Source organism: Shewanella maritima (assembly GCF_043643735.1).
In the GTDB taxonomy this organism is placed as follows: Bacteria; Pseudomonadota; Gammaproteobacteria; order Enterobacterales; family Shewanellaceae; genus Shewanella; species Shewanella maritima_A.
The window spans coordinates 132936-145575 of the sequence record NZ_JBHZSM010000011.1; the positions used below are offsets into that span (position 1 = coordinate 132936).

Here is a 12640-nt window from a genome sequence, read left to right on the forward strand (position 1 = left end):
CTAATATAGAGTAATCGGCTGAGTACAAAGGATTTTTTCTTAAATGAAATTAAGTTCAACTATCATGATTGGTAGTCTGCTGGTCATGACCGGCTGTCAAACTTTACCAAACAAAGACACGCAAGACGACATATCAGTAACCGCTCCCGAGCAAGAAAAACGTCCATCTCAAGTCGAAGCAGTTGAAGAGCACGTGGCTCAAATTGAAAATGTTTGGCAACGTATTGCTATAGATGTACATATGCCAGTTCCAGATCAAAAACTGGTTAATCAATATCGTCAATGGTACTTGGATAACCCAAAGCACCTTGAAATTGTTACACGCCGTGCTGCGCCTTATATGCACTTTATCGTTGAAGAAGTGGAACGTCGTGGCCTGCCTCTTGAGATTGCTTTATTACCCATTATTGAAAGTGCATTCGATCCACACGCCTATTCAGGTATGCATGCCTCAGGGCTTTGGCAACTAACGGCGCCGACAGCTCGTACGTTTGGCGTTCAAACTGATTGGTGGTATGACGGACGACGTGATGTCGCAGCTTCTACCATGGCTGCGCTAGATTTACTGGAATACCTATATGATAAGCTGGGTGAAAACTGGCTTTACGCGATTGCGGCATATAATACCGGTGAAGGTCGTGTATTCCGTGCGATAAGGCGTAATCAAGCTGATGGTAAGCCAACTGACTTTTGGTCATTATCATTGCCAAGAGAAACTTCTCGGTATGTGCCACAGTTATTAGCACTTGCAGATGTAATTAAACACGCTGAACAATGGGATGTTAATTTACAACCCATATTAAATGAACCTGCGATCGCCATTGTAGATATCGGCAGCCAACTAGATTTAAGTTTAGCATCTGAACTTGCTGGCATTTCAGTTAATGAATTAAAGCGATTGAACCCAGGCTTACGTAATTGGGCAACACCACCTACAGGTCCTCACCAACTGATTTTACCGAGCGATAAAGCTGATTCTTTTAGCGCTAAATTGGCCGAAATCGATCCAAGCCAACGGATCAATTGGCTCAGATACCAAATCCAGCCAGGTGATAGCTTAAGCGTAATTGCCAAACAATTTAATATTACGCCTTCAATCATCCGCGCTAATAATGGTCTGAAGAACAATAACATCATTGCTGGTAGACATTTAATTTTACCCGTTGCCTCTGATGGTAATCGCTTAGATCTTGCCAACCCATCGTTAACAGTTAAAACCAATGATGTGAAAACTGAGCAAGTCAGCCGTAGAGTGAGCTATACCGTTCGGTCTGGTGATTCGTTATGGAAGATAGCAAACCGATTTGATGTCAAAGTATCGCAGTTAACGCAATGGAATGACATCAATGAGAATAGCACTCTCTCCATTGGCTCAAAACTGACTGTCTACCCTTATGCGGACCCGAATCAGAAAACGCTGAACTATACCGTTAAATCTGGTGATTCACTGGATCGAATCGCAAATAAATATAACGTTAAAGTATCTGATTTAATCAAATGGAACAGTTTACAACTGAAAAAATATATTCATCCAGGTCAAACCTTAACGCTCCGATTAACAAACAGTTAATCAGTTTCGATTAGAAATATGTGGATAGAAAACCAAATGGCCGTGCATTAGCACGGCCATTTTTATTGTCCCATGACAACTAAATGATTGGAATTATTACTGGGTGCAATGTCACCTTACTGGCTTCTTGTACTTTCCCTGCTAAGCGAACTTCTAACCTTGAACCTACTGGCAAGGCTTGGATCACTTCATTTGGCACATTAAACCCCATTGGCATTTGTTGTTTTGCCTTTAAACGACGTTGACTTAATGCTTGGGTAAACATCATATTGTCACCCCAAGCCCATTTGCGTTGATTTTTATTATCAAAGGCAATCAGATCCGCAGTCATACCTGAATTGAATTTAACCGAAACGGCATAATCGTTCGGATTTATCAAGGTAAACATAAATCGAGTTTGCTTATCATTGGACTTAACCTTATCCACTTCTAACCGACCTTGTAATACCGAAACTGTATGCGGTGCAACCTGGTTTCCTATTTTATGCAAAACATTGCTACCAACCTGATCCATTTGACTATCCGAGTTTGAGACAAGTTGTTCCCCAACTTGTTTAGTATTAATAGCCACCACTTTTGATTCTGAATCACCAGTGCGACCGTCTTTGCTATCTATGGATGACGATTGTGAACAAGCCGATAATGCCAATGTGAAGGCTGTAACTGTAATTAACAAGCTTGATTTCATTAGAAGCCCCCTAGTTTTTTAAATAAGCTGTCTTGAAGTTTGTCTGTCTCTTGCTTTAATTTTGCATCAAATAGCGCTTCTGTATCTAAACCAAATTTTGGCTCAGTAAAACTACCGTTAATGTGTAGTGGGATATCAATGCCCTTCAACATATCATCCTGATCATTTTGGCCAGATAATGAGCCGACCACTTTTGTGGTTAACTTATAGTCAATTTGCTCAGTAATAATATTGGCATTACCTGCACCATTTAATCGCAATAAAGGTGAAGCCATTGCTAAATCAGGGTTGGTTAATACCCCTTTGGCCAAGTCAAAACTGCCCGTTAAACTAGTGAAGTCAGTTTTTAATTCTGTTGTGTCATCAGCTGATAAGTCACCTTTTAGCTTCTTTTGGGCGCTGCGGATCATTTGCGGAATATTTACGCCATAAATTGAACCGTCTGCAATATCAAACTGCCCCTTCGCTTGCAGGCGTTGTTTAATATTGTCAGGGATCAAGCTGCTACCATTACCTTTAACATTAAAATTGGCATTACCAGAAAGGAAATCAACTTCAGCAGCGTCAGTTAATAATGGTCTAAATTGCACCCCTTTTACTTCAGTATTAAACGTATAGCTGGCTACTTTTTTCGTTCCATCTAATTTTGCAGTTGTTGCTAAATTGCCTTGGTACATATCAGCATTAAGTTTTGACAGAGTTAACACACCTTGTTTCAGGATCAAGGCAAGATCCCAATTTTCAGTAGTGATATTTTTGGCTTTGATTGCACTCGCCGTCAGTTTCACATCAAGGTTAACTGATTTCATTGCTGATAAATCAGGCTCCTCCTTCACTTTATCTGCAGGGCTTGATTCAGCTACTGAAGCTTCAGTCTCAGATTGCGCTGGAATATAAGGATCTAAATTGATTTCATCAAAATTTAATGACAAAACAATTTGCGGCACTTTACTACCATAGTTCACCTGCATCTCACCAACGGCCTTGATTTGATCTACTGCCAAGGAAGTCATTTCCATCAACAAATGGCTGTTATCAAGATCAACGCTAATATTAGTTTGCAAACTGTTGACGAGTTTTCCGTTTGGGATGGTCTTGCCTGATACTTGATTCTCAATAGTAAGATTAGCTATTGAAACCTTGTTTATCTGTTGTGAAACGGTTAATTGGCCACTGCCAGAAGATGTTGCCGTTAAATCAGGTAATCTAGCAGTAAACTCATATTCTAACTCCGTTGCTTGGCCTAACTTGAATTCGCCTATGATGAATTTTTCCAGTGAAAACTGCTGAGTTGTACCTAATGCTTTATCGATAACATTAATTTCGGTATTCATCACACTAATCCCACCAATATAGAGAGAAGCTAAGTCTAATAAGCCTGATGATGTCTGCTGATTAGTGTCATTCTGTACCGGCTGCTTTTCACTCACTAAGCCATCAAAACTAGTCTCACCATTAGCTTGTGACACTAGATTCAGCGTCAATCCATCAAGCACTAACTCTGAAATTTCGAGTTTTTGGCTTAATAAAGGCATAAAAGCCACATTAGCGACGACTTCATTTACTTCAACCATTGCGATAGGTTGAAATTGATCCGGATTTGCTAACGAAATGCCCCCAAGATTAATGCCTATAGATGGGAAAAAACTCCAAGATAAATCTTGATTAATAGCAAAGTCCCTACCGGTTTGTTGTTTTACCGCATCTACAATTTGAGGTTTAAAATCATTAAGATTAAAAAACTGCGTGATATATATGACCAAAGCAGCAATCACTATAACGATGCTACCTACAATCCACTTCAACGCTTTCATTTTAGCTTCCTTGTTAACAAATTCATGATTTAATTCTAGTCGATAAATGACATGTCTAACGCTGTTTCACTTATGGCAATGCCATTTAAATCAGCATAAATATACATACCAGGCTTAATTTCAACATCTGCCAGATTAATGTCTATGTTGACTTCACCTTGATCTAATTTACGAGTTTTAATAGGGTTAGTACCTAAAGCTTTGACACCAATGTCAAAGCTGTTAATGGTACCTGCATCTCTAATGCAGCCTTTGATAATGATCCCCTGCCATTGATTATCAATTGCACTTTGGGCAATCATGTCACCGAGTAATGCTCGCGCCATTGAACCTTGGCCATCGACCACAAGTACTTTTCCTAACCCTGGTGTTGCAAGGGTTTGCTTAACTTTAGAGTTATCTTCGAAACAACTAATGGTCACGACTTCACCATGGAATATGGTTTTGGAACCAAAAGACTGCCAATTGAGGGGTATCAATGTAAGTTGATCTGAATATTGATCAAATAAATCGGGCAATAAGTCTAGCATCACTCCTCCTTGATGACGTAAAGCTCTAGATTACTGATATTTAATAACTTCAACAAGCTAGAGAGTGCTATTTCATATAATAAGGTTGCCAAATAGCTTAGAAATAGGAAAGTCTAATATGTATAAAGTATGGCATGCATAAGTTGTGGTGTGCATAAGCTATGAAAGTCTGAGTTTAACAAGCGAACCATGTAGCAGGAAAGGACATCTCCTTATCACTAGGCACAAAAAACGACCAATACTATTGGCCGTTTTTAACAAAAGAGATATTTTGCTAAACCTTAAATTGACTCACTATTTGCGATAGTTTATTTGAGTCTTGTTCAATCTTGTGGCTGTTATCATTTATTTGACTATTTTGCTGATTATTTTCCAATGACATTTCATTAATTCGTGTCACATTGACATTCAATTCCGCAATCACGTTACTCTCTTCTTTTGTTGCATTAGCTATCTGATAATTCATATCTGTTATTTGCGCAATGGCATCTTTAATTTGCTGCAGAGCTGTGACAACTTGATCTGTTTCAGTAACTGTATCATTAGAGGTTACTTGTGCCCGTGCGACTGAGTCATTAACATTGCTAACAGCACCACGAATCGCATCAATAATATTATTAATCTCTTGCGTTGATTCTTGTGTTCTACTTGCTAGCGTTCTCACCTCATCAGCCACCACAGCAAAACCTCTGCCCGCTTCCCCTGCACGTGCAGCTTCAATTGCAGCATTTAAAGCTAATAAGTTAGTTTGCTCGGCAATGCCCACAATCACATCAAGAATTTGACCAATTTTTTCCGAACTTTCTTGCAGACTTTTTGCCATTAATTCTGTTTGATCTAATTCTGCAGATAGCTCATTGATTTTGTTTACGGCACCATCTAACGTAGTAGCTGTATTATCGGCTACATCATCAGCCGTACTTGCTGCATCTGCAGCTAAACGCGCGTTAGACGCCACTTCATTGGCAGTCATTGCCATTTGGTTAATGGCAGCCGCAACACTTTCGGTTTCAGTTTGTACATCATTTGATATTTGATTTGCTTGACCTGCAATCGCTGACAAACCAGAAGCTAAATCGGAGTTTTGTTGTACAGATAAACTAACAGACTTAACCAGTTCCTGTATTTTGCTAGTAAACTCGTTAAAGTGTTCTGCAATGAGCTTCAATTCATCATTACCATTTTGAGAAAGCCTTAATGTCAGATCACCTTCACCTCGCGCTATGTTTTCTAATGCACTAATGGTTTCATTCATCGGTCTTGAAATGCTAGACATAATCACAAATAAAAGACCAACCACAGGTAACCATACCAATACTAATAGCATTAGGTATTCCATTAGAAAGTCTGATTTAGCCATTTCAATATCATCGACATACACACCGGTACCGGTGATCCACCCCCAAGGTTGAAACTTAACAACCATCGACATCTTAGGACTTGGATCCTCTTGATTTGGCTTATTCCACATGTAATCAACTCGCGCTATTTTCTCGCTACGTGTTTTATTAATCATTTCAGAAAATAACAGCACCCCATTTGGGTCTTTCATTTGGCGTACATTAGTATTAACCAGATGTTTAGCAAACGGATGTTGGATCATCATGCCTTGTTCATTAATACTGAAGTAATAATCTTTGCCTGAGTATCGTAGCGCATCTAGTTCATTTAATGCCGCCTTTTGGGCTTGCTCAACTGTCATACTGCCGTTAGTTGTTTGATCGTAATAACGCTGAATAACTGAGTGTGCGACTTCAACCAATGACTCCAGCTTTGCTTGTTTTTCGCTCTCAAGCAGATGATCGACTCTGTTCAAAGCAAACATAAATACGAGTAAAGTTGCTAAAATGGCAAGGACCAACATCACAACTAGTCGGTTTGAAATGGACGTTTTACGTAATAGATGGGTAATAGAGTTCATAAAGCCGCCGTTGTTATTTTTATGATGACCACAAGTGGCATGACAACACTAAATTGTTTGATTAATTTATATTCAACCTATCAATAAATAGTTGTTGATGAACCCTAAAAAGTCAATAAACCATCTCTAAATAAACAGGTATATGATACCTATTAGCACGCTTTAAAATCTTAAAATTGTCAAATACTTAGTTGTTTTATTTGCCCTCTAAGCCAATACAATGCTTGATTGTTCTCTGTATTTTGATGCCAATATAAATGCGTGGCCGTTTCTGGCAGTAAAATAGGTAAATGTTTAACTATCACTGGAATATTGCTTAACCCTTGAGCAATTGAGATAGGGGCCGTCAGCAATAAATTTGATTGCGACACAATCTTTACCGCTGTTTGATAACTTTGACAGCGATGTTTAATTCTTCGATTAATGCCAATCTGCTGAAATATTCTATCTTCTATGACACTGCCTTTAGCACGACTAGAAACATTGATGTGCTCAGCTTTAAGATAAATATCTTCCGTCATCTCGACACTTGCTTCAGTGTGTTCTTGACTCATGATCACACAAAAAGGATCTGTCACTAGTTGAGTGTGTACTATGGGCGCTTTTAGCGATCGCGCGACATCAATAGCTAGATCAATCTCTCCTGTCGCCAATTGGTTTATCATTTGTTCGCGATTTAAACTAAAGCTCAGTAACTCTGCATTCGGTGCCTGCTGATGCATTAAAAATATAAGTTTAGGTAAGAATTGCCCTTCAATTGCATCATGAATAGCAATTTTAAATTGTTGCTGACTGGTCTTTGGCGTAAATTCAACACTATCGTTTAGTATTCTTCTAATGTCATTTAGATTCTCAAACAATAATGGGGCGATACGCCTACATGTCGCTGTCGGTATCATCTGCTGCCCTTGCCTTACAAATAAGGGATCTTGAATTGAATCCCTCAAACGTTTCATCGCATGGCTAACTGCTGAAGGACTGATATGTAACAACTTTGCAGCTTGTGTCATGTTTTGTTCTTGATAAAGCGCTTCTAGTACCTTCAATAAATTAAAATCAAAATGCTTGTTATCCATAGTTTCCCAGACTCACCCTGTCATTATTTATCGTCACTTTGTTGTTGGCTTACTTCTTGTGCATGCAGTTTTGAGACATAAACAACTACAAATCCATCCTGCATTATGAATTTAATTCATTTATACCATGCAATAACTTTCACTTCATTCAGCTTGTTAATTTTTGTAGGGTAGTGTGTATATTGGCAATTTTGTTGCCACCACTCATTATCTCAATGTAATTAAAGGCTTTACTATGGACTTTAGTCATTCAAAACGCGCACAGGACACCATTCAACAAGTACAGCAGTTTATGACTGAAAACGTACTGCCAATTGAGCAAGAAGTGATGCAATTAAATCGTAAGCTGAATAACAGTGAAGATTGGCGTACCTGGCAAGCATTAAAGCCAATTGAAGAGTTAAAAGCCTTAGCCAAACAACATTGTTTATGGAACTTATTCTTACCTGATGACCAACTTGGGCAAGGTCTATCATGCCAAGAGTATGCGCCAGTTGCTGAGTTAATGGGACATTCACTTATTGCCCCTGAAATATTCAACTGCAATGCACCTGACACCGGAAATATGGAAGTGTTATACCACTTCGGTTCTACTCAACAAAAACGACAATGGTTAACCCCTTTACTCGCAGGTGAGACTCGATCGGTATTTGGTATGACTGAACCTGCTGTTGCATCATCAGATGCAACCAATATGCAAGCCACCATCATTGAAGAGGGTGACAATGTCATCGTTAATGGTACTAAGTGGTGGTCAACAGGACTGGGACACCCTGATGCCCAGTTTATGATTTTTATGGGTCTAACTGATAGTGACGCTGCTAAACATCAACAACATTCCATGGTTATTATTCCGCTTGATACACCTGGCGTAACAATCAAGCGGATGTTAACTGCATTTGGAGAACTTGATGCTCCATATGGCCATGGTGAAGTCGAATTAACCGACGTAGTTGTACCTAAAACTAATGTTATTGCAGGGCTCGGTAAAGGATTCGCTATTGCACAGGGTCGTCTAGGCCCTGGAAGAATACATCATTGTATGCGTGCAATTGGTGCTGCTGAGCGATCATTAGCCTTAGCAATTAAACGAGGACAAACAAGACAAGCATTCGGTAACCAAATTATCAATTTAGGCGGAAATAAAGAACGTATTGCTAAAGCAAGAATGGCAATTGACCAAGCCAGATTACTGACACTACATGCAGCATGGAAAATCGACAATTTTGGTGTAAAACACAGTATGACGGAGATTTCAGCCATTAAGGTAGTCATCCCCAATATGCTAACGGAAATCGTTGATATGGCAATACAAATACATGGTGGTGCTGGAATGTGCCATGATACTCCTCTAGCCGGTTTTGCTGCTATGGCACGTGCCCTTCGACTAGCTGACGGGCCTGACGAGGTACATATGGCAATGGTTTCACGTCTTGAATTGGGCAAATATAAATAGGGCTATTCATGAGTAAATATATTGTCATTACTGGCGGCGCTTCAGGGCTTGGACAACAGCTTGCTAAAAAATGGGCCCAACAAGGCTGGCATGTTTGCATCATTGATAAAAACCAACAACTGGCACAGCAAGTGTGTCAGCAAATTGTTGATAAAGGTCAACAATGTATGGCTATTCAATGTGATATTACTGATGCAGATTCTGTATCACGTGCTTTTCACGCAATTATGCAACAGTGGCCGAGAGTAGATGCGTTGGTAAATAATGCGGGTGTGGCAACCGCAGATCAATTTGAAACTGAATCTATAGAGCAATGGCGCTGGATATTTGATATTAACCTGTTTGGTCTCATCAATGTTACGCAACAGTTTATTCCCTTATTTAAACAACAAGGAAATGGACAAATAATCAATATAGCCTCACAAGCAGCGCTAACACCTATCCCTTTTATGGCAAGTTATAACGCGTCTAAATCGGCTGTATTATCTTTATCAGAAACCCTCAAGATAGAGTTAGCTGACGATAATATTCCCGTTAGTGTCGTATGTCCGGGGTTCTTTAAAACTAACTTAGGTAGCAGCTTACGTACCCAGTTACCCATTATGGCTGACTTAATGCACAAAATGTTTAGCAACTCACCGTTAGATGCAGCACAAGTCGCGGACATTATTTACCAAAAATCACAAGCTAAACAGTTCTTGATTCAAACACATTCTCAAGGCAAGCAACTTTTTTTATTAAAACAGCTCTTACCTTGGACCAGATATTTAACCATGCTGATCAACAAAACCAAGGGATTAAGATACAAGGTGAAACAGCTACAAAAGGATCAGTCATGAGTCATTATCTTGATCAAGCAGTACAAGTTCGCCAAGGTGAAGAACTTGATATTCAAGCCCTCACTCAATGGTTAGTGGCACAAGGACACACGGGGATAAAGCAGCCTCATCTTACACCGCAAATCACCCAATACTCTGGCGGCGCTTCCAATTGGACTTATTGCCTCACCTACCCTGATGAGCAAGTCATCTTGCGACGAGCCCCAAAAGGCACTAAGTCAAAAGGAGCTCATGACATGGCGCGGGAGCATATGCTTCAGCAGTCTTTAGGGCATGTTTTTGATACTGTGCCTAAGATGTTAGCCATGTGCGAAGATGAAACCGTCATTGGCTCTCAGTTTTACATTATGGAAAAATTGAATGGCATAATTCCGCGCAAGAATTTACCTCGTGGTTTACAACTTGATAAACAGCAAACCCAAGCGTTGTGCTTCAATATGATCAACACCTTGGTCAAACTGCATAAAGTGGATTATCAAGCAGCTCAATTAGCTCATATTGCTAAAGGAAAAGGCTTTATCGATAGGCAAGTCAGTGGTTGGAGTAAGCGTTATCAGGATGCCAAAACGTGGAATGTGCCCTCGGGCGACAAAGTCATTCGCTGGTTACAAGATAATAAGCCAGTGCATGAACATATCTGCTTAACGCACAATGATTTTCGCTTTGATAATTTAGTGTTAGATGAGCATGACCCGACAAAAATTATCGGGGTATTAGATTGGGAGTTAGCGAGCTTAGGTGATCCTCTAATGGACTTAGGTAATACCTTAGCATATTGGGTTGAGGCTGACGATGATTTCATTGCGCAGATGTCTCGCAGGCAACCGACGCATTTACCAGGTATGTTAACGCGTGCTCAAGTCATCGATTATTATTGCCAACAGATGGGTATAGACAATGTAGATTTCCGTTTTTATGAGGTGTTTGGCTTGTTTAGATTAGCAGGTATCGTGCAACAAATTTATTACCGGTATCATCATAAACAAACATCCAATCCAGCATTCAAGCAATTTTGGATATTTTCAAATTATTTAATTTGGCGCTGCCATAAGGCAATAAAGGCTAAGTAATATGTCGAAAGTGTTATTAATTAGGCACGGCCAAGCAAGTTTTGGTGCACAAAATTACGATCAATTATCTCCATTAGGTATGCAACAAGCTCAGCTTCTTGGTCAACACCTCTGTCAACGTGATATTCAAGATTGCAAAGTTATACGCGGCAATATGCAAAGGCACCTGCAAACATTAACCCACTGCATGGAGCAATTGACTTATGACGCGACAGAGCCGACTGTGCTACCTCAACTTAATGAGTTCGATCATCAAGATGTGTTACTCACTTATGGCCGACATCAAGCAGGCGATAATAGTATTGCTGAATTTAACAACTTAAATACGAAGGAAAAATTGAATACCAGTTTATTCATAAAAGTGTTTTACCAAGCGATATCTCGATGGCAATCAAGTTTATATGATGAACAATACAGTGAGTCTTGGTCACAATTTTGCCAACGGATCAATACAGGGTTAAATCAACTGATACAGCATAGTCAAGAAAGCCAACAGCCATTATTGGTATTTACTTCTGGTGGGGTTATTAGTCGCATAGTATGTCAATTACTTGGTTTAGCAGATGACCAGTTAATGACCTTCAACAAACATTTAATTAACTGTAGTGTGACCGAATTAAAAGTGGGTAATAAACGGACTGAAATCATCAGCTTGAATGAACAAAGCTTATTTGATGGCCCAAATAAGCCGTTAAGAACATTACTTTAGTTAACGGTAAAAAAATAAATTCAATAAGGACAGTTGCAATGACAAGAAAAAATATCCTCATTACAGGAGCAAGTTCTGGGCTAGGTAAAGGCATGGCAATAGAGTTTGCCAAGCAAGGGTGTAATTTAGCCCTATGCGCTCGAAGAGTGGAAAACTTACAAGTGTTGCAACAAGAATTACAGCAAATAAATTGCGGTATAAAGGTTGAAATTGCAGCTTTGGATGTTAACAGCCATCAAGATGTATTTAATGTTTTTGAGCAGTTTAAGCAAAGTTTAGGCAGTTTAGACAGAGTGATTGTCAATGCTGGCATGGGCAAAGGTGCATCAATTGGTACAGGCCATTGGCAAGCCAATATTCAAACTGCTGAAACAAATTTTGTGGCGGCAATCGTACAATGTGAAGCAGCAATGACCATATTTAGACAACAAAACAGCGGTCATTTAGTGACAATATCTTCAATCAGTGCAGTTAGAGGCTTTAGACGTGCAATGACAGTTTATGCGGCAACCAAAGCAGCTGTGACATCATTGAGTGAAGGTATACGAATAGATGTGATGAATACGCCAATAACAGTCTCTTGTATTCATCCTGGTTTTATTCGCAGTGAAATTAACGAAAAAGTAGAAAAGGTACCATTTATTGTAGATACAGAAACAGGCTGCAAAGCATTAGTAAAAGCCATCAACAAAGAGCAAGCTAACAGTTATGTCCCCTCATACCCTTGGGCATGGCTGCATTGGATTCTAAGAGTTGCCCCACTCAGTGTTATTCGTAAGTTCAGTTAAACAGTACCAAAGTTAGACGCAGTTTAATGTTGTTTGACTCACTCAAGTAAAGAATCCACCTTCTGAAGAAGGTGGCTTTCATTCAGCCCCCTAAAAGGGGGTGTTTCAGTTATTTTGTAGCCTCAGTAGCATCTATGAGTAATGATATTTAAAGCCGTTGAAAACATGGATGTTTTCGT

11 protein-coding genes are annotated in these 12640 nt (G+C 39.5%); 6 read left to right on the forward strand and 5 right to left on the reverse strand.

Going from position 1 to position 12640, the window contains the following annotated elements:
• The first annotated feature begins 43 nt into the window (after nt 1-43).
• Entirely contained in the window at nt 44-1570 is a 1527-nt protein-coding gene (locus ACHUGF_RS12985) for a lytic transglycosylase (protein ID WP_394131781.1), read from the forward strand.
• Between the two features lie 79 nt (nt 1571-1649).
• Here the strand turns inward: ACHUGF_RS12985 and ACHUGF_RS12990 are convergent, their stop codons facing one another.
• From ACHUGF_RS12990 to ACHUGF_RS13010, 5 genes are all read right to left on the reverse strand, one after another.
• Nucleotides 1650-2258: a BsuPI-related putative proteinase inhibitor gene (locus tag ACHUGF_RS12990; RefSeq protein WP_394131783.1), complete on the reverse strand. Its 609-nt coding sequence runs from the start codon at nt 2256-2258 to the stop codon at nt 1650-1652.
• The gene (locus ACHUGF_RS12995; RefSeq protein WP_394131785.1) at nt 2258-4072 is read right to left on the reverse strand and encodes an AsmA family protein; all 1815 of its coding nucleotides are present in this window, start codon (nt 4070-4072) and stop codon (nt 2258-2260) included. Before ACHUGF_RS12995 ends, ACHUGF_RS12990 begins: the two co-directional genes overlap by 1 nt.
• A 35-nt stretch (nt 4073-4107) precedes the next feature.
• Nucleotides 4108-4602, reverse strand: a complete 495-nt coding sequence (locus ACHUGF_RS13000) for a putative 4-hydroxy-4-methyl-2-oxoglutarate aldolase (RefSeq protein ID WP_394131787.1) — start codon at nt 4600-4602, stop codon at nt 4108-4110.
• A gap of 274 nt (nt 4603-4876) precedes the next feature.
• Complete coding sequence (locus ACHUGF_RS13005; RefSeq protein ID WP_394131789.1) at nt 4877-6523, reverse strand: methyl-accepting chemotaxis protein; 1647 nt, start codon at nt 6521-6523, stop codon at nt 4877-4879.
• A 179-nt stretch (nt 6524-6702) separates the two neighbouring features.
• Complete coding sequence (locus ACHUGF_RS13010) at nt 6703-7599, reverse strand: LysR family transcriptional regulator (RefSeq protein ID WP_394131791.1); 897 nt, start codon at nt 7597-7599, stop codon at nt 6703-6705.
• A gap of 235 nt (nt 7600-7834) precedes the next feature.
• Between ACHUGF_RS13010 and ACHUGF_RS13015 the strand changes: the two genes are divergently transcribed.
• The 5 genes from ACHUGF_RS13015 to ACHUGF_RS13035 are packed head-to-tail and all read left to right on the forward strand — an operon-like array spanning nt 7835 to nt 12461.
• Nucleotides 7835-9055, forward strand: a complete 1221-nt coding sequence (locus tag ACHUGF_RS13015) for an acyl-CoA dehydrogenase family protein (protein WP_394131793.1) — start codon at nt 7835-7837, stop codon at nt 9053-9055.
• Between the two features lie 8 nt (nt 9056-9063).
• Nucleotides 9064-9894 (forward strand): SDR family oxidoreductase, encoded by an 831-nt coding sequence (locus ACHUGF_RS13020; protein WP_394131795.1) that lies wholly within the window; start codon nt 9064-9066, stop codon nt 9892-9894.
• A complete protein-coding gene (locus tag ACHUGF_RS13025; protein WP_394131796.1) occupies nt 9891-10964 on the forward strand; it encodes a phosphotransferase family protein in 1074 nt (357 codons plus the stop codon). The genes ACHUGF_RS13020 and ACHUGF_RS13025 overlap by 4 nt, the downstream gene beginning before the upstream one ends.
• Nucleotide 10965: 1 nt before the next feature.
• Nucleotides 10966-11673: a histidine phosphatase family protein gene (locus ACHUGF_RS13030; protein WP_394131797.1), complete on the forward strand. Its 708-nt coding sequence runs from the start codon at nt 10966-10968 to the stop codon at nt 11671-11673.
• 38 nt (nt 11674-11711) lie between these two features.
• Nucleotides 11712-12461: an SDR family oxidoreductase gene (locus ACHUGF_RS13035; protein ID WP_394131799.1), complete on the forward strand. Its 750-nt coding sequence runs from the start codon at nt 11712-11714 to the stop codon at nt 12459-12461.
• Nucleotides 12462-12640 lie beyond the last annotated feature (179 nt).